Below are 19522 nucleotides of genomic sequence, written 5' to 3' on the forward strand. Positions count from 1 at the left end.
GGGCGTAGCGGGTGGACAGTCAGGACGGCCGACCTCCGCGGATCGACGCCCGAGGAGTGTCGGGGTTACTGATCGGTGATGGCCTGCAGATCAATGTGCTGGCCGGCGAACCGGTCCCGGTCCGCTCGGCCTATCTCTACCAGGTGCGGTCGATCGCGCCGGACAGGCTCCATGGCCGGGAGGCGGAACTCGCCGAGTTGGCCGAGTTCTGCACCCGCCCCGGCGGGAGCGCCTACCGGTGGTGGCGGGCGAAGGCGTGGGCGGGCAAGTCGGCCCTGCTGTCCTGGTTCGTGCTTCACCCACCGGCAGGCGTGCACCTCGTCTCGTTCTTCGTCACTGCGCGATTTGCAGGGCAGAGCGACCGCGAGGCGTTCATCGATGTCGTCATGGAGCAGCTCGCGGCGCTACTGGGCAGGCCCGTGCCCGCGCACCTGACCGGGGCGACCCGCGCCGCGCACCTACTTGCGCTGCTCGACGACGCGGCCACCGTCTGCCGGGAACAGGGGTCGCGGCTCGTCCTGGTCGTGGACGGGCTCGACGAGGACCTGGGGGTGACCACCGGCCCCGACGCGTACAGCATCGCCGCACTGCTCCCGGCCCATCCTCCCGCGGGGATGCGGGTCATCGTGGCCGGACGCCTTGCACCGCCGTTGCCCGGCGACGTGCCCGACCATCACCCACTGCGCGAGCCCGCAGCCGTACGGCTCCTGGAGCCGTCCCGGGACGCCGAGGTCATCCGTGACGCCGCCGAGCGGGAACTCAAACGGCTGCTGACCGGCACACCCACCGAGCAGGACCTGTTGGGCCTGCTGACGGCGGCCGGCGGCGGTCTGTCCGTCCAGGACCTGGTGGAACTCACCGGCACCCGCGACCCGTGGGAGATCTCTGAGACCTTGGACACGGTGTCCGGCCGAACTTTCGAGCAGCGCCCCGCATTGGTCCGGCACGGACCGGAGCGGCCTGAGCACGTCTACCTGCTGGCCCACGAGGACCTGCAGCAGGAGGCGGCGACCTTCCTCGCTGGAGACCGGCTGGTCGACTACCGTCGGCGCCTGCACAACTGGGTGGACGGGCACCGGGGACGGGGCTGGGACGCGCACACCCCCGGCTACCTGCTGCTCGGCTACTTCCGCAGTCTGCGCGCGGACGGCGACATCCCCCTGATGCTCGGCCTCGCGCTCGACCCGGGCCGCCACGCCTGGCTGCTCGACACCACCGGCGGCGACGCCACCGCCCTCGCCGAACTCACCGCGACTCAAGACGCTGTCCTCGCCGCCGCGAGCCCGAACCTGCCCGACCTGGCCAGAATCGCCCTGTGCCGTATGCGCCTGTCGGAACGTAACGCCTCGCTGCCCCTGGACGTGCCCGTCGTCTGGGCGCTGCTCGGTCGCGTCGGCCGGGCCCGGGCGCTGGCCGAGTCCATGTGGAGCGGGAGCTCGGCGAGGGCGCTCGCCGGGGTGGCGAAGGAGGTGGCCGAAGCCGGCAACCGGACGCTCGCCGAGTCAATCGCACGGAGCATCACTGAACCGGACGAGGGGGCCAAGGCGCTTTCGGCGGTTGCCGCGGCAGCAGCCAGGGACGGCGACGGGCATCGGGCCGCTGAGCTGGCCGATGCAGCTGATCGGGCGGCCCGACGGATCGACAACTTCCTTACCCGGGCGTCCTGCTGGGCCACGATGGCAACGGACGCAGCTGCGGCGGGTGACCGGCGCCGCGCCGCAGAGCTGGTTCGCGAGATCAGGGCGCTCGCCGACGATCCGCAGGCCGCTGCCGGGAGATGGTGGCTCGACGCCGATTTGGCCGAGGCGCTGGCCGCGGCCGGCGACCACGGCGACGCCCTGGCGGTGGCCCGCGCCATTGATGACCCTGATCGGCGGGCGAAGGCCCTTGCCGCTGTGGCGCGGGCGTTGGCCCACAGCGGCGACCTGACCTCGGCATATCGGTCGGCTGCTGAGGCAGAGGCCGCAGCCCGCGCGGTCAGCGGAGTCTGGCTCCAGCCTCCGATGGCGGCGGTGATCGAGGCGATGGCCGTCGCTGGGGCCCCGGATCGTGCGGCCGAGCTCACGGCCGAGGCTGTCGTCGGACTCGTCGACGGCTCCGACGACCGCCCGACCTTCCAGGTGGGAGGCGATCTGGCCATCCTCACCGGTGCCGCAGCCCGAGCGGGCGACCACGGCCGTGCCGAGGCACTGGCGCGGGCCAACCCCGACGCGGCGTCCAAGGCGCGGGCGCTGGCTGCAGTGGCCGAGGCGGTCGTGCGGTCGGGAGACCACCGACGCGGGCTCGATCTGGTGTCGGAGGCCCAGGAAGTGGCCCGTGCGGTCCGGCCCCCCGTGCACCACCAGGTGGAACTCGCGGCCTTGGCCGGCGTGGCGGCCCGGTCGGGAGACCTCGACTGGGCCCTGGCCATCGCCGGGACGGTGCACGACCCCGCCCGTGCAGTGGCCGCGCGGAGAGCCGTGGCCAGGGCCGCGGCGAACGCGGGGCACTGCGATCGTGCCGAGGCCATCGCCCGTGCCATCGACAACGAGAGCGGCCAGCGCGACGCTGTACTGGCCCTCGTCGCCGAGGCCGTCCTCGAAACGGGTGCCGTGGAGCGGGCCGTGGAGATCATCGTCACGATCGAGACGTTGCGCCCGCGGATGCTGGCCATGGCAGCGATGGCGGGCATCAGAGAGGCATCTGGCGACCGCGATGATGCGATCAAACTGATGGACTGGCTCCTGGCAGGCATCCCCGAAGCGGGCGAGGACCTGAACGAGTCGAGCGTGCTCGCCCTGGCCGAGGTTGTCGCCGACACCGGTGGCGTCGACCAGTCCGAGCGCGTCGCCCGCGTGATCAAGGACTTTGCGCTACAGGCCCGGGCACTGGCGGCGGTGGCGCGGGCAGCCGCCCGCAGCGGACAGGTGAGCCGAGCCACTGCGCTCGTCGACGAGGCCGAGGCGGTGGCCCGCAGCGTCGGCGGACCTCGCGATCGGGGACGTACCCTGGCATCTCTCATCGAGACGATCAACGGGACGGGAGACCAGGAGCAGGTCGTCGTGGTCGTCGGCGGCGACAGGGCGCTGGCCCGCCCCGTCGACGGAACGTCGGTGCGGATACGCACCCTGGCGGTGGTTACCGAGGCGATCGCCTGGATCGGGGATCACGGACGGGCTGCCGCGCTCGCCGCTGAAATCGAGGACGCACTTGAGGCGGCGGGCTCGCACAAGAACGATGAACTGCTCGCGGGACTCGCCCGGGCAGCGGCCGAGACGGGACAGCCCGAGCGGGCGGAGGAGCTCGCGGACCGGATCACCCGCCCGGAGATCCAAGCCCGAACCCTGGCCCACCTGGCCAACGCGGCCGACCCCGAGGCAGCCCAACGCCTCACGGCACGGGCTTTCGCCATCGACTTGTGGACGGCTGTGGACGCGCTGGACCGGCTGGAACTGGATGTGCTGCTCCTGCTCGCGGAGGACTTGGGCGTCGCTGGGTTGCGCACCGCACCGCCGGACCCCGTCGACCCTCCGCCAGCCAGTCCGGCGTCGGCCCGCCGCCGTCGGATGCGCCCCACCCTGCGCTGGCCCCGCCGCACCGGTCGAGAACCGTGATCACTCTTCTCAGGCTCCGCTCGGCAGGACGATGCTCACATCCCGGGCGTCAGGGTCGACCGCACTCTTCTGGTTGCTCAGGGGTATCCGTTGGCCGAGGTGGGCCCGCTGGTGCCGTTAGCGAGGTACGCCCTGCCGCCGCCTCGTACGATCGTGTCGGGGTGACTCAACGTGGGTACGCGGTGCCCGCTTTGTTTCGGTCTGACGACATTGAGGGGGCGCGGGCCTCCGTCCAGGTCACAGGCCGGAGCGGGCGAGCGCGAGTGAGGTTGCCAGCTCCGGTGCAGCACCAACGCCCCATCACCCGGGAAGCTAGTAGTACTTCGTCAGGTCGATCCGGGTGGGGGGTGTCTCCTGGTCGTGGGTAACTGGCGGTGGCTGGCCCGATATCGCCCGGCCGCTGGACAGCCCGCGCCGTCCACACCTGGGCAAACGAGGAAACCTCGGTGGGTCTGGTTCAACTTCTGCCCTGGTCACAGAGCTGAAGCCCTGTCCCTGACCCTGTGCCCGTCACTGGGAACATGACGTCTGGTGGCTTCTCCGTCCAGTCGGCTGAGGAGTCCGTCGAAGATCTGTTCGCGGGCCACCTGTCCCTTGGCCGATGCGTCGTCCCGCTGGCGTTCGAGCGTGGGCCGGAACTCGATCGTGGTGACGACGAACGTGCAGGACTCGCAGATGGCCTCGAAGTGGCAGTCCATCTCGACGGGGCGCAATAGCCGTTGCCGAGCATTCGGCGGTGCACCTCCCGGCGGAGCTTGGTCATCTCCGAGCCCTCGGCGTCCGCCGGCAGCTGGCGTGGGGCGTCGTAGAGGGCCTCCACCTTTTCCGAGACGGCAAAGTACTCGTCGGCGATGGTTCGGTCGGTTATCCGTAATGGAGTCGGGTATGGGAACTGCCTTAATGCATGCCTGATCACACGTTGCGTTCCTCGGATGTTCCGAAGCGTGCCAGGCAGTGCCACACCTTCTTGAGCGCCTGTTGGTCATGGAGACCGGTGCGTGCGGCGTCGCCGATGATCCGGGGCGTGAGGTCACCGTCGACGGCGATCTCCGTGCCCAGTTCGACGTACTCGTGTCCGCGGTAGTCCGGGTGGAGTGCGAGTTCTTCGACGGTGAGTCGGAGTCCCGGGTGCCAGTCGAGCCGACATGGGAGGCGGCGGGCGGTGGCTTCCACGTCCGTGTCTCGATAGCTCGGGTCCAGGACGAGCGCCTCGACATCGCGAGCCAGTATGAGTGGGCCGTGCACTTGTGCCTCGATGTAGTCGTCGAGTGCGTCCTGGTCGTCGTTCTCAGCCAGCTCTATGAGGGACGAGCTGGCCGCGACTCCGAAGGCCGTTGGTCCGAAGAAGCTGTCCGGGTAGCAGAACGTGGCTCGGGTGAGGGCCTCGGCAGTCAGCCGAAGGTGCGCGGAGCCGAACCGGGGCGCCCCACCGAGCGGCTTGCGCCGGAAGTTCAACGCGCCATAGACAGGTCGCTCATGGGCGGGTGTGTAGTCATAGGCGCCCCCGAAGATCCGGCTCTCCCAGCGCCATCGGTCACCGCCGGGGTGGGCTGTCAAGCCGCCGTTGCTGGTGCCGGTGACGAACTGCGAGCGATAAATGCCGTCCTCGGCCAACGCGAGCAGGATCGGCCGACCGTGCACTGTGCGGTCGGGGTGAAAGTTCAGGGTCACCCGCAGCGCGGGGTCGACCGGGGTTCCGGACGACAGCGAGGCGACGTGGCGGATTGCCTGTTCCTGAGCAGACAGGGCTGGACCAGCGTTCATCAGCGCAGTATGCCCGAGCCTGATCATCGTGTGCATCTGCGTTGGCTGACGTCGGCTAGCTTTGACTCTGTCGGGGATCTTGGAGTTGTCGAGGTCAGGTTCCCAGGGTGCGCCAGGATTTCGGCCGGGGTAGCTGCCTCTGGTCGAGGTAGTTCTGGAAGGCCGTTGGTCGGCGGGGTGCGAGGGCTTCCTCAGCCGGTGACAGCCCGCCGAGGCGCTCGATGTTGACGGCGATGGCCGTCAGCACGTGCTGGACGTGGGCTTTGCTCTGTCCTCGGTAGCGGCAGCGCCGCATACCGTGTCCGTGGGCGAACTCGTTGACCGTGCCCTCCACTCCGGAGCGGACCGCATAGCGGGCCTTCCACTCGGGCGTCTGCTGTTCGGCACGGACGCGGAGTTGCAGGTCACGGAGCTCACGCGGGGGAAAGCCCACGGTGCGGGCGCTGTCGGCGGTGCTGGTGCACTGGGCGCGGGCCGGGCAGGGACGGCACTGGCTCTTGGTAAACCGTGCCACGATCAGTGGGGCCGCGGTGGGCGAGGATGTCGGGTAGGGGCCGTGCCAGCCCGCGCTGACCTGCCCCTGCGGGCAGGTGACCTGCTGACGGTCGAAGTCGATGTGGAAGTCGTCCCGGGCGAAGCCCTCGCCTCGGCGGTGCTGGTGCGTGGGGTTGGTCTTCAGCGGACCGGAGACGGTGACCTGGTGTTCACGGGCGGCGTGTTCGAGGTGGGGCAGGGAGGTGTAGCCGGCGTCGACCAGGTGCTCGGCGGGCAGCAGCCCGCGGCGGGCCAGGCGGGTGTGGATGCCGGGCAGGACCTGGCTGTCGTGGGTGGTGGACGCGGTGGTGGCCACGTCCGTGATCACGTTGGGGCCGTCGGGAGCGCAGGTCTCGGTCAGATGGGCGGCGAACCCCTTCCAGCTGATGATGTGCCCGTGCCGTGCATAGCGGGCCGAGGTGTCGTAGGGCGAGACGACCGCCCCCGACGACGGCGGCAGACCCGCCCCGCCTTCCTTCTCGGCGGTGCGCCAGCGCAGGTGCCCAGCAGCATCACGGTGATAGTTCTGCACCATGATCTGCCGCAGGGCCTGAACGCGGGGACCGGACATGCGGTCCGCTCCGTACCGGTAGAGGTGTTCCAGGAGCCGGACGGCGTCGTTTCCGGTGGCAAGGATCCTGGTCATGGGCTTGGTGGGGTTCTTGCCCAGGCGGACCGGCCGGCCGTAGCGCAGCCCCCAGTCCTCGTCGACCAGCCCGTCCAGCAGGTGAGGGGAGATGCCCGCGATCTCTTCGAGTGCGGCGCGGACCGCCTCGGTGATCAACTCCAGGCGGGTCAGGTCGCGCACCGCGGCCAGGACGTGGGTGGAGTCGGTGCGCTGTGTGGTGCGCTCGCGCACCAGTCCGGCCTCCTTGAGACGGGCCAGCGCCAGGTCGAGAAGACGGTCGGCACGGTCGTCCTCGGTAAGGCGGTCGCGGAAGTCGGCCAGCACGCTGTGGTGGAAGCCTGGATCGTCCAGTTCCATGGCCATCGCGTACTTGAAGTCGATGCGGCAGCGGACCGCCTCGGCGGTCTGCCGGTCCGACAGGCCCAGCAAGAACTGCAGTACGCAGACGGTGGCCAGCTGAGCGGGCGAGAGACCCGGCCGTCCGTCCCTGGGGTACCAGTCGACGAAGTCCTCGTCGCGCCACAGCCCGTCCAGCCGGTCACGCACCCATATCGCCGTCGTGCCGCCCGGGTTGCTTGCCCGCGCGATCTGCGCGGTCAGAGGCGGAACGTGCTCACCGGAACGGGGGCGCAGGGACAACGGGCACCTCGACAGCTGCTTCGGTCGGCAGAACTACCCGAGCATGCCCGTTGACCATGCTGCCGCACCGGGAAACTCCAAGATCCCCGACAGAGTCAAGCTACTGTAAGACCGTGTCCTATGTGGTGAGGCGGATGCTTCACATCCACTGGTCGGGTCCCGGGTCGCCGCCTTCCGCCCGTACGGCCAGGCGCTGCACATAGTGCTTCCAGCCTTCCTCATGCGCGGCGCAGGCCTCGGGCGACGGCAGGCCGCTGTGGACCAGACGCAGCAGGGTGCCGTCCAGGGTGGACTCCAGAGTGATCTCCACGGTGGTCGAGCCGGGCGGTACGGGCATCCCGCCCTCGGCCCAGCCCCAGGTGAACACCAGCCGCCTTGGCGGGTCCACCTCGACGAAGCGGCCCTCGGCCACGTTCTCGCCGGTGACATCGGTCCGGAACGCGCCGCCGGGCGCGAACACGAACTCGCCCTCCCGGCCCATCCATGACAGCCACTTCTCGCGGTCGGTGAAGAAGGAGAACACGGTCTCGGGGCGGGCGGCGATGTGCCGCTCGACCGTGACCACGCCGTCGCTCATGTTGCTGCCCACGCTCACGCGTCCGATCCTTCCGCCCGCTCGGCGGCCTCGGCCAGTTCGGCAAGGGCGTCGAGTTTGGTGGCCCACATGGACTGCAGGTAGTCGGCCAGCGGGCCCATGCCCTCGCGGTCCGCCCGGTAGAACCGCTTCTTGCCGTCCTGCCGCAGCGTAACCAGGCCCGAGTCCCGAAGCACCTTGAGGTGCTGGGAGACCGCGCCGAAGGTGACGTCGAACCGCTCGGCGATGTCGCCGGCCGAAAGCTCCGCATCCCAGACCAGCCGCAGAATCTCGCGCCGTCTGGGCTCGGCGACCGCCCGTACCGCATCCATGCGGATCATTTTAGCGCCCACTGCAATTTGCCATCGCGCCGAGGGTCATTTTAGTGTGAGCTAAAGCGAAGCTCGGCACTCCCGCCGGATTCCGATGAGAAGGACGTCCCATGGCTGACATCGCCCTGCAGATCCGTACCGCCGCCGACCCGGAGACCCTGTACCGCGCGATCTCCACCCCCGAAGGAGTCGGCGGCTGGTTCACCACCGGCGCTGAGATCGGCGAGGGCGTCGGTGCCCTGCACCGGCTGTCGTTTCCCGGTGCGCAGATGACCTGGGACTTCCGCATCGACGAGGCCGCGGTCGGCAAGCGCCTGGCGCAGACAGTGGTCGCAGGGCCGCCGCAGTGGATCGGTACCGAGATCGTTTACGCCCTTGATGTCCAGGCCGAGGGTGAGACGGTGGTCCGGTTCGACCACACTGGGTTCGCCGAGATCGACGACACGTTCCGCGAGGTCACGATGGGCTGGGCCGGCATGCTCGCCCGCCTGAAGGAGTACGTGGAGACCGGCACCCCGGTCCCGTACTTCACCCCTTGAGCTTCTCCCATTCACCCCGACCCCCTGTACACGCAAGGAGCAGCAATGTCCGAGATCACCTTCCGGACCGACATCGACGCCGACCGCAACAAGGTCCACGAGGCGCTGAACACCCACGACGGCCTCACCGGCTGGTGGACCACCGGCGTGAGCCGCGAGGGTGAGGTCCTCCTCTTCGACTTCCCGGAGATTCCCGAGCCCTTCCGGCTCCGCCGGGACCGCGCAGACGAGGAAGAAATCGTGTGGACGTCGATCGGCGCCTTCCCACCCCACTGGTCCGGCACCGTCATCACCTGGCAGCTGACCGGCACCCCCGACGGGGCCGGCACCCTGGTGGACTTCCGGCACACCGGCTTCGCCGACGACGACCCGGGCCTCACGCACACCGCCGACACCTGGGGCGGGCTGATGTACCGGCTCAAGCAGTTCACCGAGTCGGGCACGCCGTGCCCCTTCTTCACCCTCTGAGCAGGGGCAGACGATGTCGATCGACGTGACGGCCGAACGGGTGATCCTGCTCCCGCCCGACCAGGTGGCGGCGTACGCCATGGACTGGCGCCACGACGCGGAGTGGACGCAGGGCATCCGTGAGGCGACTCTGACCCGGCAGGCCGACGGAGGCGGGTTCGGCGTGGGAGCCGAGGTGACCCGCACGGCGTTCTTCCTCGGCAAGCGCATCGACTACGTGCTGCGCGTCGCCGCATACGAGCCCGAGCGGCTGATGGACATGGTTTCGGTCGCGGGACCGATGCCCATGCACGTCACCTACACCTTCGGCCCACACCCGGACGGCACGCTCGCGCGCATCCGCGTACAGGGCGATCCCAGCCGGTACTACAGACTCGCCGCACCCCTGATGGCGAGGAAGGTCCGCTCGTCCCTCGGCAAGGACCTGCGCGACCTCGAGCGCAGGCTGCAGGACCGGCGATGACCAAGATCCTCTTGCCCCTGACGATCCGAGTTCTATGATCGCGTACGACGGAGGACTGGCGGAGCGGATCCGCGCCCGGCTGGGCGCCGATCCGGCGTCAGCGAGAAGCGTACGTCTGGGGGCCTGGCGTTCCTGCACGAAGGGAACATGGCGGTCGGCGTGATCGGGGACGAGCTGATGGTCCATAGGACCCGACGCTGCCTTGGCCCGGCCCGGTGCACGCGTCTTCGACTTCACCGGACACCCCATGCGCGGGTGGGTCGTCGCCGCCCCCGCGCTGAGTGAGGATCCCGACTCTCCATGCCTGGATCGACCCGGAGTGCGTCTTCGCAGAGGGGCTGTCGCCCAAGTGACCTATCCGGCCGTTCGCTCGGCAGTCAACAGGGCGTAGCCGAGGACGCCGTCCGCCACGGCCGTGCGAGCCGCGGCGGACGGCAGTGGTGGCGGCGAGATCGACTTCGGCGGAGGAGAGTCGATCGACGCTTGTGCCGCGGCTCGCGCGGTGGTGTCCGGCCGGGCCGCCAGTGCCCCAGGGCGATACCGTCGCCGGGATCCGGGCTCTGCACAACGCGACACGATCCGCCGTCAAGGCCCGTACAGAGGCCACCAGGAGCAGCAGGACCTCAGCCACCGTGCCACCCTCCCACCCCTCGGGCGGGCGGGAATCGGCGCGGCTGGTACTGGGGGGGCTCACTCATCGGGGGACCATCGCTCTTTCTGCTTCTGGAGGCTCGGAGACCCTCGCTGGTCGCAGGGCCCGGAATCGCTTCGCCACCATCGCAAGGGCTGGGCAGAGTATCGAGGTCAAGCCCCTGGCCGGCCTCGTTGGAGGACGCTTTTCAGACTTTCCCGCCGTAACCCCCGGCACATGCCTTGGAGCGACCTCGGCAGCCATATGCTTCTACGAGTCTGTAGAGGGAATGTGTTGCTGCCAGGGGTGTTCCCCGCGGCGCCCGCCTCTCCCCTGCTCTCACGACGAAAGAGGACGCATGGCTTCGGTAGACCTGAACAAGGTGCTCGACAAGGCGTGGGCCGACAACAGTTTGTCCGAGATCCTTGCAGCACCAGTAAGCGTGCTGAAAGGGGTCTCCGAACGCGACGGAGAGCTGTTACAGGAAGCGTTCGGGGTCAAGACCGTCGCGGATCTGGCCGAATTGAAGTACGTCCGCTGGGCACAGGCGCTGGCCGCACTCGCTGCTGCCAAGTAGCCCGCCGGTCGGGTGTGCGTGGTGCCGTGACGCCTGCACGGGGCACGGCACCGCTCTCACGAAGCACAAGTAGGTTGGAGCTCCTGGCGCCGAAGGCCGACGCGACGAAGGCGAAGGCGGCTCGGGGAGCGGCGGTGCCCGCCTTCCGGTTGTGGTCGCGGCTCTACCCGGCGACGGGTCGCGAAGGGTACGTGCTGGTGGCGTTCGCATTCACCGGGAAGACCAAGGCGCAGCGCGAGAGCCGGATGCCGCGCCTGGAGAGGGCCGCCCGCGCCTACTTCGCGGCCACCTCTCACAGGGGTGGGGGGTTGACGGCCGTCGACTACCACCGGGCGGTGCGCGGGGTCGTGAAACCGAGCTGGATCGGATCACCGCTGACCCGGCCGGGGCCGCGGGCAGGGGTGTGGCGGCGGCTCGGGCGCGAGGAGTGGCAGACCCTCCGAGGCCCTGGACAACCCCGGACGGCGCGCGGCTGTACAAGGTTCAGCTCCAAGAGGCCCGCCGGCGCCAGGCGGAGCGCGAGACCCCTCACCGGTTGGCGCAGCGGCCGGTGTGCACGCAGTGCGGGACCAAGTTCACCGACGAACTCTGGCAGGAGACCAGGCGGTCCTCGGGGCCCGGCGACTTGGACCGGCTGTGCGGGCCGTGCGTGAGGGAGGCCGCCGACCGTGCGGAGCTGGTCCGTTCGGCGATGGCCTTGTGCCGTTCGCCCTCGCGAGGCCAGCCGCGTTCAACGGCGTCCCGGGCGAGCTGATGCTCACGCGCGAGCCGGGACCGTAGGCGCGGTGCGTACTCGCTCGTGGTGAGGAACTTCGAGCAGCGGAGGTAGAGGTCGCACTCGGGGGCCCTTCGGCGGGTGCCCGCAGGCAGTGGCCGAGTTCGGTCTTGAAGAAGTTGGTCTTGAGCCAGTTCAGGGTGTCCTCGCCGATCCTGCTGGTCAGGAGTTCCTCGGCGGCCGAACCCCGCGATGCGTCCGCCGGCGGCGATGACCTTCTCGTACTGCTCCTTCAGGACGGGGTCGCTGATGTGGGAGTACGTTGCCGACATCTGCGCGTTGCGGTGCCCGAGGTTTGCGTGATCGTCTGGATCTGGGTGCCGCCTTCGGCGAGCTGGGTGCCGACCGTGTGGCGAAACTGGTGGGGTTTAGAACTCCTCACGAAATGATCTTCGAGGTGGTTGGATCACTCTGAGACTGGTGCTCCGGGGTGCGGGTGGCTCGGCCGAAGCCGTGGGAAGTCGACGGCGAACTGTGGGCGGTGATCGAGCCGCTGCTGCCGAAGGTCGAGCGTCGGATCCGGCATCCGGGTCGCAAGCGGCATCCGGACCGGCTCGTGTGCCAGGGCATCCTGTTCGTCCTGCACACCGGGATCTCCTGGGAACACCTGCCGCAGGAACTCGGCTTTGGCTCGGGCATGACCTGCTGGCGCCGCCTGGCCGAGTGGACCGAGGCCGGCGTATGGCCCCGGTTGCACGAGGTCCTCCTCGCCGAACTCCGCGGCGCGAACGCCTTGGACTTCTCCCGGGCGGCGGTCGACGGCTCCCACATCCGCGCGTCAAAAGGGGAGCCAAGACCGGACGAGGCCCTGTCGACCGGGGCAGGACGGGCAGCAAGCATCACCTGATCACCGACGCCACGGGCATTCCGCTCGCCGCGACTCTGACCGGCGGCAACCGCAACGACGTCAGCCAGCTGATCCCGCTCCTCCAGGCCGTACCGCCCGTGCGGGGCAAGCGCGGCCGGCCCCGGCGCCGCCCTGATGTGGTGCTGGCCGACCGCGGCTACGACCATGACAAGTACCGCCGCCTGGTCCGGGACCTCGGCGTGAAGCCGCAGATCGCCCGCCGCGGGACCGAGCACGGCTCCGGCCTGGGCACCCAACGCTGGGTCGTCGAGCGAGCGTTCGCCCACCTGCACTGGTTCCGCCGCCTGCGCATCCGCTGCCACGAAGCCTTCCTCAGCCTCGCTTGCGGCATCATCTGCTGGCGACGGCTGAAGAAGCTCCGGCCGCGTTAACGTTCGTTGTCCTGGGAGGCCCTGAAGCCGCGATCTTGGACCACCGGGAAGACTTGCTGTGTGGTGGTGATCCAGGCGTCGATGTCGGCATGGGACGACCTGATGGCGCTGATCAGCGCCTCGATCACGTCCAGCTTCGGCTTGCCGACGTTCAGGCTGAGCTCGTCCATCGACACCTCTTGGTACGACATGACCAGCTGCCACCAGAACCGCATGAGGAAGCGGCATTCCTGCGGGTCACGGTCGTCTGCGAGGCGATCGTGGACGACCCCCTGGACGCGCCGCCGCTGCTCATCGTCACGAAAGCCGTTGCTGAGGTCGGTCAGGGTCACGTCCGGACAGTAGCAACCGCGTTTGTTCACGGCCCCTGAGTTGGCTCTCAAGTCCTCGCAGAGCATTCCGTTAGGGGTTCTAAGACCGTGTCCTATGTGGTGAGGCGGATGAGTCGTTTGTAGCAGCAGAGGGCGGCGGCGAGGCCGGGACTTGCTACCGAGATCGTGAACTGTTGCGTGCTGAGGGTGAACCGCTGGCCAAGGTGGTCGCTGACCTGCCCTACTACGGCCCGCGCACCTGTACTGCAACCTGCGTCAACCTGCTGACCGCGCCGCCCGGTTCGTCGGGATCCTCCAGGCGGCCACAGCGGGGAGATCGGGCACATCCGAGTACGCGACCTCGATGTCGGCCGTCAGCTCAAGCAGTTCATCGACTCGACGGGTGGCCTGTGGAAGCAGGGCGAAGCTCGCCAAGTAGTGAGCCGGTCAGGTCACCTGAGCGGTGCGCTCGAGTAGGTCAGTATCTGTCCTATAGGGCCTCTAGTCTGCGGTTTATGCAGAAATACGAGGACGGCGTCGAGATCCTTGTCCCCGCGAGCCCGGCCGAGCTTGAGGCCTGGCTCGACACGCATCACGGAGAACGGACGGCGCTCTGGGTGAAGATCGCCAAGAAGCACACCGGCATCCCGTCGCTCACCTGGGAAGAGATGGTCGACACGGTGCTCTGCTTCGGCTGGATCGACGGTCTGCGGCGCGGCTTTGACGACAGGTACTTCCTGCAGCGCACGACACCCCGCAGACCCCGCTCCGCCTGGTCGCAGGTGAACGTCGACAAGTCCGAGGTCCTGATCGCGGCAGGCCGGATGCGCCCCCGCGGCCTCGCCGAGATCGAGGCGGCGCGGGCGGACGGCCGCTGGGAGGCGGCATACGCCTCGCAGAAGAATGCCACCGCACCGCTGGATCTCGTCGAGGCGCTCGACGCGAACCCGGCCGCGCGGGCGTTCTACGAGACGCTCAGCAAGTCCGACCAGTTCGCCCTATACCTCCGCCTGGTCTCCGCCCGCACCGAGAAGACCCGGCTGGCCCGCCTGGAGCGGATGGTGGCGGCGATGGCGAGGCCCGAGCGGCCATCATGATCAACCGCTCGGCCAACGCACAGATCAAGGACATCAAGGCCCGCGGAGGCTTGGAAGCTGTTGTCTTTCCGGGCTTGAGAACGGCGTTTGCGCTGGTCGGGCATAGGGTCGGTGATCCTGATGGATTCGACACCCACGAGCTGTTCAGGAGGTCCCTTCCTCATGCCCTCGCCAGGGCAGGATCACCCGACCGGGAACCCGCGTTCGACCGCCACCGCTCAAGATCGAAAAGACAACAGCTACTAAGCTCGCCCGGATCGACCGGCGTTCCCAGCAACGAACCGTCGTCGGTCTCGACACCCCCACGACCAGGAGCGACGGCCAGTGAGCACCGATTCAGATCAAGGGGGACAAGACCGTGATCTGAGTGCTTGGCCGATCGAACGCCTCCGGTCACGTCCGCTGGAGTGGTGTATCGACGGCCACTCGGTGATCTCGTTTTTGAGGCTATGCGGTGAGTTCGGTGGGCACGACGGTCTCGTCGGTTTCTGACCCGATCGGGTGGAGGCGGGCCTTGGCGAGGAGCTCGCGGCCCATGTAGCGGCGAGCCTCGGTCCACTCATCGTTCTGTTCGGCCAGGACAGCGCCGACGAGCCGGATCACGGCGGTGCGGTCGGGGAAGATGCCGACCACATCGGTGCGACGCCGGATCTCCTTGTTCAGTCGCTCCTGCGGATTGTTCGACCAGATCTGCCGCCAGATCTCACGCGGGAACGCGGTGAAGGCCAGCAGGTCGTGCTGAGCTGCGTCCAAGTGGGCTGCCGCTTTGGGGAACTTGGCCTCCAGCGCGTCCAGGACGTGCCGCATCTGGGCCTTCACGGCATCGGTGTCGGGCTGTTCGAAGACCGTCCGCAGCAGGGTGGCCACCCATGGCTGGGCCGATTTCGGAACCTGGGTCAGCAAATTTCGGGCGTAATGGGTGCGGCATCGCTGCCAGGACGCGCCCGGCAGGACCGCGCCGATCGCGTTCACCAGGCCGGTGTGGGCGTCGGAGACGACCAGCTGGACACCGGACAGGCCACGGGCGGTCAGCGAGCGCAGGAAGGCGAGCCAGCCCGCGCCGTCCTCGGCGGTGGCGACGTCGATGCCGAGGATCTCCCGGTGTCCGTCTGCGTTGACGCCGACCGCGATCAGGGCGTGGACGTTGATGATGCGGCCGCCCTCGCGGACCTTCTGGGTGAGCGCATCGACCCAGACGAACGCATAGGGGCCGGCGTCCAGAGGCCGGTTGCGGAATGCGGCAACCTGCTCGTCCAGGTGTTTGGCCATCGCGCTGACCTGGGACTTCGACAGCTGGGTGACGCCGAGGGACTCGGCGAGTTTCTCGACTCTGCGGGTGGAGACGCCGAGAAGGTAGGGGGTGGCGACGACCGAGATGAGGGCCTGTTCGGCCCGTCGGCGCCGTTCGAGGAGCCAGTGCGGGAAGTAGCTGCCCTGCCGCAGCTTGGGGACGGCGAGTTCGACCGTCCCCGCGCGGGTGTCCCACTCGCGCGGGCGGTAGCCGTTGCGGTGGTTGACGCGTTCGTCGCTGACCTGCCCGTATTCGGCGTTGCAGAGCGCGTCGGCCTCCGCGGACATGAGCGCGTCGGCGAACGTCTTGACCATCGCGCGCAGCAGATCGGGACTCGCCGCGGCGAGGTTGTCCTCCGCGAGGGCGTGCAGGGGCAGACTGTCTGGTGCGGTCATCGTGCTGATCTCCTTCGAGGCTTCGACACTTCGAAGATCAGCCGGTGGCCGTTCATCTATGCGGGCACCATCCCAACGCCGGAGCAAACCCCCGGATCAGGTCGAACCCGTACACCACTTCCCTGGACGCAACCACGCCTCCAGGCGTTCGCTGCGGACGCTCAAGACCGGTTGCAGCTCGAGTCGGTCCGCGTTGTTGCCCAGCAACACGCCTACGACTCCGACCAGCCGCGCGAGGCGCGTCGGCACTGGGCTGAGCTGTCGCTGCTGGCGAACCGGCGTATGCGCGGCGCTGGCGCTGGGAGATCAGCGCGCGAGATCCATCAGGAATTCGTGCTGCGAACGTGGGTGATGGAGCACCTCGGTTCCGAGGGTGAGAACCCCGACTGGATTCCGGAGGCATTGGGGGACGACACGCTCGCCGCACTGGCGTTCTCTCCATCGGACGCCGCGGCCCTCGCCAGCAACCGGCGCGCGAGCTCCCCATCGAACAGATCCGCGAGCTGCGGCGGTACAAGAACCTGACAGCGCACCTGGAGAGGCTCATCGGCCGTCTGCAACCCGGCCCGACGCGCGATGGACTTCTCCCCTGGATTGAGACACGTCAGCTGTTGCCTTGACCGCCCTCGGGCTGAACTTCAGCACCCAGGCTTGCAGTTCAGAGAATTCGGCCTCACCCTTTCTACTGCGAGCCGGGGACTTCGCGGCGCTCACGAGAAGGGTGGAGTGGAAGGCCAGGCCGGCGCCTCCGCCGCAGACCCGTACCTCCGTCCGGGAGACTACGGCAGCGATGTCGTACATCTGCAGCGACTGGTGTTCGGGCAGAGCAAGACCAACGTATCGCCCACCGGTGTCTCCGACGTGCGGACCACCCCGGCTGTGACCGAGGTGCAGCAGGAACGTTCCTTGTCAGGAGATCCTCTCGGTGTCTACGGACCGTCACCCGCAGAGCTCTGAATCCAGGACGGACCTGGGCGTGCACCGGGTCCGACCTTCCCCGGCTCGTGAGGGCAATACGCTTCGATCGGGGCCGCGGGTCGGTGTCAGAACGACACCTCGCGCACGCTCGCCCGGTCCGACGGATCAGTGCTCGCCGTGATCTCGGATCGGTGGCGGGCGGCGGAGAAGGTGGCCGTCAGCGTCTGCGGCGTGGTCTGCGACGTGCTGATCGTGAAGCCCTCGTTGGGCACCGCCGAGATCAGGCACACCCCGCCGCTGCCGAAGCGCACGGTCGCCTTGCCGCCCTGCGAGGAGATGGTGTGCACCCCGGATCCGCCATCCTCGCAGCCGGTCTGTTTCGCGGCGGGTTGCTCCTGCGGTGGGGGCGGGGTCGTCCGCGCCGCAGGGGTCGGCGTCCGGGGCGGTGTCTTCTCCGGCGTCGCGGACGGCGTCCTGGACGGCGACGGCCGGGGGCTCGGTGAGGGCGAAGGACCGGCGGCGGGGGAGGAGGACGCCGGATCCGCCAGGAAACCCTCCGGAGCCGACTGCGCGACCGGCGCCGTCGGCCTGGTCGAACCGACCACGAAATGGACCGTGAGCATCACGGCCGTGACGCTGGCCGCGGTGCACGACAGCCAGATGAGCAGGTAGCGCGGAAGGCGGGGCACGACACCATAGTGACGGACCGGCTAACGTGCCTGCCCATGGCCTCCGTACTTGTCGTCGAGGACGACCCCGTCATCCGGGCCGCGCTGATCGAGGTCCTTACCGGTCACGGGTACGCGGTGAAGACCGCCCACCAGGGTTTCGAAGCGCTGCGCGAAGTCACCCAGAGCCCGCCCGACATCGTGGTCCTCGACCTCGGGCTGCCGGATCTGGACGGCCTCGACGTGCTGCGCATGATCCGGGGCGTGTCTCGGGTGCCCGTCCTGGTCGCCACTGCCCGCGACGACGACACGGAGACCATCCGGCTGCTCAACGCCGGTGCGGACGACTACCTGGTGAAGCCGTTCTCGGGGGGCCAGCTCGCGGCCAGGCTCGCCGCCGTCCTGCGCCGCACCGGTCCGGCGTCTGAGGGCCCGGGCCGGCAGGCGGTGGTCCGGGTCGGCGAGCTGCGGATCGATCCGTCGGCCCGTACCGCGCACCTCGCCGGACGTGAGCTGGCTCTCACCCGGCGCGAGTTCGATCTGCTCGCGTTTCTCGCCGCGCACGCCGACGAGGTGATGTCCCGTGAACGAATCCTCGCAGACGTGTGGCAGCAGCCCTATCTGGAGGACCAGACCGTGGACGTCCACCTCTCCGCACTTCGCAGGAAACTGGGCGAAAAGGCATCTGACCCACGTTACCTGCACACAGTACGGGGAATTGGCATTAAGTTGGTGAAAACGCCCTCGTGAGACGTGCACTCGCCGGGATCGCGCTGGCCGTGACGTCGATGGTCGCGCTCTCCTTCCTCATCCCTCTCGCCCTGCTCGTCCGCGAACAGGCCCGGGACCGGGTGACCACGGCCGCCGAGCAGCGGGCGTCCGCCCTGTCGCCGGTCCTCGCGCTCACCACCCGCACCGCCGATGTCCAGCAGGCCGTGGCCGAGATCGACTACCACGACCAACTGGCCGTCCGCCTTCCCGGCGGCGGTTTCGTGGGCAGCCCGCACGCGCCGCGGCACGCGCTCGACCGCGCGGTCCGCAAACGGGAGACGCTCACCCTGGACACCGCGGAGGGGTGGGTCTATCTCCAGCCGGTCGTCCTGCCCGAGGAACGGGTCGCGGTCGTCGAGGCGTTCGTACCCGCCGGGGAGCTCACCCGCGGCGTCTGGGCTTCCTGGGGGGTGATGTCGCTGCTGGCCGTGGGGCTCGTGGGCGGCTCAGTGATCGTCGCCGACCGGTTGGGCGCCCGGGTGGTGCGTTCCTCGCAGAGTCTGAAACGCGCTTCGCTGGCCCTGGGATCCGGGGACCTCGAGGTGCGGGTCGAGCCGGACGGGCCGCCCGAACTGCAGGACGCCGGAGCCGCGTTCAACACGATGGCCGACCGGGTGGTGGAACTGCTCGCCATCGAGCGGGAGATGGTCGCGGACCTCTCGCACCGGCTGCGGACTCCGCTGACCGCGCTCTACCTGGAGGCGGACCTCATGGGCGCCTCACCGGGTGCCCGGCGGATCACCACAGCGGTGTCGCAGCTCGAGGCCGAACTCGACTCGATCATCACCACGGCCCGCACCCCGCTGGCCGCCGGCCCCCCGTCAGGCCAGATATCCGCGAGGCCCTGCGAGACGGCGGAGGTCGTGGCGATGCGGCTCGACTTCTGGTCGGTGCTGGCCGCACAGCAGAACCGGCCCTGTGAGCGTTCCCTCACTCCGCGCCCGACGCCGGTGCGGTTCCCGGAGGACGACCTCGCCGCGGTGGTCGACGCGCTGATCGGTAACGTCTTCCGGCACACCCCGCAGGGCACCGCCTTCGCGGTGCGGGTGGAACTCGACGACCGGTGCGTGCTGCTCACGGTGGACGACGCCGGCCCCGGTGTGGCCGACCCCGAGGCGGCGCTGACCCGCGGCGTCAGCGTGGGCGGTGCCGGCGGCACCGGCCTCGGTCTGGACATCGTCGCGCGGGCGGCGCGGGCGGCGGACGGGGAGCTGGAGATCAGCCGCTCACCGATGGGCGGCGCCCGGGTGCGCGTGTCCTTCGCCCTGGCGTGATCCCTGGCGGCGGTCGCTGCCGTCGGCGGCAGCGACCGCCC

The 19522-nt window shown here is 69.1% G+C and carries 20 protein-coding genes; 13 read left to right on the forward strand and 7 right to left on the reverse strand.

Going from position 1 to position 19522, the window contains the following annotated elements; translation table 11 throughout:
* Positions 1-11: 11 nt before the first annotated feature.
* A complete protein-coding gene (locus tag O7595_RS33020; RefSeq protein ID WP_269732254.1) occupies positions 12-3593 on the forward strand; it encodes a hypothetical protein in 3582 nt (1193 codons plus the stop codon).
* A gap of 473 nt (positions 3594-4066) precedes the next feature.
* On the opposite strand, the gene O7595_RS33025 is transcribed toward O7595_RS33020, so the two are convergent.
* The 5 genes from O7595_RS33025 to O7595_RS33045 form a co-directional block, all read right to left on the reverse strand.
* The gene (locus O7595_RS33025) at positions 4067-4291 is read right to left on the reverse strand and encodes a hypothetical protein (protein WP_269732255.1); all 225 of its coding nucleotides are present in this window, start codon (positions 4289-4291) and stop codon (positions 4067-4069) included.
* A gap of 214 nt (positions 4292-4505) precedes the next feature.
* The gene (locus tag O7595_RS33030; protein ID WP_269732256.1) at positions 4506-5357 is read right to left on the reverse strand and encodes a DUF3626 domain-containing protein; all 852 of its coding nucleotides are present in this window, start codon (positions 5355-5357) and stop codon (positions 4506-4508) included.
* Between the two features lie 94 nt (positions 5358-5451).
* Entirely contained in the window at positions 5452-7158 is a 1707-nt protein-coding gene (locus tag O7595_RS33035; RefSeq protein ID WP_269727945.1) for an IS1182 family transposase, read from the reverse strand.
* Between the two features lie 139 nt (positions 7159-7297).
* Positions 7298-7753 carry an SRPBCC family protein gene (locus O7595_RS33040; RefSeq protein WP_269732257.1) on the reverse strand — a complete coding sequence of 152 codons (456 nt, stop codon included), beginning with the start codon at positions 7751-7753 and terminating at the stop codon, positions 7298-7300.
* Entirely contained in the window at positions 7750-8064 is a 315-nt protein-coding gene (locus tag O7595_RS33045) for an ArsR/SmtB family transcription factor (protein WP_269732258.1), read from the reverse strand. Before O7595_RS33045 ends, O7595_RS33040 begins: the two co-directional genes overlap by 4 nt.
* A gap of 110 nt (positions 8065-8174) precedes the next feature.
* Here O7595_RS33045 and O7595_RS33050 point away from each other — a divergent pair, with 110 nt between their 5' ends.
* From O7595_RS33050 to O7595_RS33075, 6 genes are all read left to right on the forward strand, one after another.
* Complete coding sequence (locus O7595_RS33050) at positions 8175-8603, forward strand: SRPBCC domain-containing protein (RefSeq protein ID WP_269732259.1); 429 nt, start codon at positions 8175-8177, stop codon at positions 8601-8603.
* Positions 8604-8648: 45 nt separating this feature from the next.
* Complete coding sequence (locus O7595_RS33055) at positions 8649-9071, forward strand: SRPBCC family protein (protein WP_269732260.1); 423 nt, start codon at positions 8649-8651, stop codon at positions 9069-9071.
* Positions 9072-9084: 13 nt separating this feature from the next.
* A complete protein-coding gene (locus O7595_RS33060) occupies positions 9085-9534 on the forward strand; it encodes an SRPBCC family protein (protein ID WP_269732261.1) in 450 nt (149 codons plus the stop codon).
* Positions 9535-10523: 989 nt separating this feature from the next.
* The gene (locus tag O7595_RS33065; protein ID WP_269732262.1) at positions 10524-10742 is read left to right on the forward strand and encodes a hypothetical protein; all 219 of its coding nucleotides are present in this window, start codon (positions 10524-10526) and stop codon (positions 10740-10742) included.
* A gap of 900 nt (positions 10743-11642) precedes the next feature.
* Positions 11643-11906 carry a hypothetical protein gene (locus O7595_RS33070; protein WP_269732263.1) on the forward strand — a complete coding sequence of 88 codons (264 nt, stop codon included), beginning with the start codon at positions 11643-11645 and terminating at the stop codon, positions 11904-11906.
* 47 nt (positions 11907-11953) lie between these two features.
* Positions 11954-12756 (forward strand): IS5 family transposase gene (locus O7595_RS33075; protein WP_443071795.1). Its coding sequence is split into 2 segments (ribosomal slippage): positions 11954-12302 and positions 12302-12756, totalling 804 coding nucleotides; the frame shifts between segments, so codons are not numbered across the junction.
* Here O7595_RS33075 and O7595_RS33080 read toward each other — a convergent pair.
* Entirely contained in the window at positions 12753-13088 is a 336-nt protein-coding gene (locus O7595_RS33080; RefSeq protein ID WP_269732265.1) for a hypothetical protein, read from the reverse strand. The two genes, O7595_RS33075 and O7595_RS33080, sit on opposite strands and share 4 nt — an antisense overlap.
* A 494-nt stretch (positions 13089-13582) precedes the next feature.
* On the opposite strand from O7595_RS33080, the gene O7595_RS33085 reads away from it, so the two are divergent.
* Entirely contained in the window at positions 13583-14164 is a 582-nt protein-coding gene (locus O7595_RS33085; protein ID WP_269732266.1) for a YdeI/OmpD-associated family protein, read from the forward strand.
* Positions 14165-14611: 447 nt separating this feature from the next.
* Here the strand turns inward: O7595_RS33085 and O7595_RS33090 are convergent, their stop codons facing one another.
* A complete protein-coding gene (locus O7595_RS33090) occupies positions 14612-15850 on the reverse strand; it encodes an IS256 family transposase (RefSeq protein WP_269732267.1) in 1239 nt (412 codons plus the stop codon).
* A 171-nt stretch (positions 15851-16021) separates the two neighbouring features.
* Between O7595_RS33090 and O7595_RS33095 the strand changes: the two genes are divergently transcribed.
* The 5 genes from O7595_RS33095 (at position 16022) to O7595_RS33115 (ending at position 19481) form a co-directional block, all read left to right on the forward strand.
* The gene (locus O7595_RS33095; RefSeq protein ID WP_269732268.1) at positions 16022-16375 is read left to right on the forward strand and encodes a hypothetical protein; all 354 of its coding nucleotides are present in this window, start codon (positions 16022-16024) and stop codon (positions 16373-16375) included.
* A gap of 201 nt (positions 16376-16576) precedes the next feature.
* Complete coding sequence (locus O7595_RS33100) at positions 16577-16807, forward strand: hypothetical protein (protein WP_269732269.1); 231 nt, start codon at positions 16577-16579, stop codon at positions 16805-16807.
* A gap of 138 nt (positions 16808-16945) precedes the next feature.
* A complete protein-coding gene (locus tag O7595_RS33105) occupies positions 16946-17440 on the forward strand; it encodes a hypothetical protein (protein WP_269732270.1) in 495 nt (164 codons plus the stop codon).
* 53 nt (positions 17441-17493) lie between these two features.
* Positions 17494-18186, forward strand: coding sequence for a response regulator transcription factor (locus O7595_RS33110; protein ID WP_269732271.1), 693 nt, complete (start codon positions 17494-17496; stop codon positions 18184-18186).
* Positions 18183-19481 carry a sensor histidine kinase gene (locus O7595_RS33115; protein WP_269732272.1) on the forward strand — a complete coding sequence of 433 codons (1299 nt, stop codon included), beginning with the start codon at positions 18183-18185 and terminating at the stop codon, positions 19479-19481. The genes O7595_RS33110 and O7595_RS33115 overlap by 4 nt, the downstream gene beginning before the upstream one ends.
* Positions 19482-19522: the final 41 nt, after the last annotated feature.

Source organism: Streptomyces sp. WMMC940 (genome assembly GCF_027460265.1).
Lineage (GTDB): Bacteria > Actinomycetota > Actinomycetes > Streptomycetales > Streptomycetaceae > Streptomyces.

Excerpts from the sequence above, each read along its gene's own strand:
- O7595_RS33050 (WP_269732259.1), top strand. The coding sequence starts at position 8,175 with ATGGCTGACATCGCCCTGCAGATCCGTACCGCCGCCGACCCGGAGACC.
- O7595_RS33030 (WP_269732256.1), bottom strand. The coding sequence starts at position 5,357 with ATGAACGCTGGTCCAGCCCTGTCTGCTCAGGAACAGGCAATCCGCCAC.
- O7595_RS33055 (WP_269732260.1), top strand. The coding sequence starts at position 8,649 with ATGTCCGAGATCACCTTCCGGACCGACATCGACGCCGACCGCAACAAG.
- O7595_RS33045 (WP_269732258.1), bottom strand. The coding sequence starts at position 8,064 with ATGGATGCGGTACGGGCGGTCGCCGAGCCCAGACGGCGCGAGATTCTG.
- O7595_RS33110 (WP_269732271.1), top strand. The coding sequence starts at position 17,494 with ATGGCCTCCGTACTTGTCGTCGAGGACGACCCCGTCATCCGGGCCGCG.
- O7595_RS33060 (WP_269732261.1), top strand. The coding sequence starts at position 9,085 with ATGTCGATCGACGTGACGGCCGAACGGGTGATCCTGCTCCCGCCCGAC.
- O7595_RS33090 (WP_269732267.1), bottom strand. The coding sequence starts at position 15,850 with ATGACCGCACCAGACAGTCTGCCCCTGCACGCCCTCGCGGAGGACAAC.
- O7595_RS33025 (WP_269732255.1), bottom strand. The coding sequence starts at position 4,291 with ATGGACTGCCACTTCGAGGCCATCTGCGAGTCCTGCACGTTCGTCGTC.
- O7595_RS33085 (WP_269732266.1), top strand. The coding sequence starts at position 13,583 with ATGCAGAAATACGAGGACGGCGTCGAGATCCTTGTCCCCGCGAGCCCG.
- O7595_RS33065 (WP_269732262.1), top strand. The coding sequence starts at position 10,524 with ATGGCTTCGGTAGACCTGAACAAGGTGCTCGACAAGGCGTGGGCCGAC.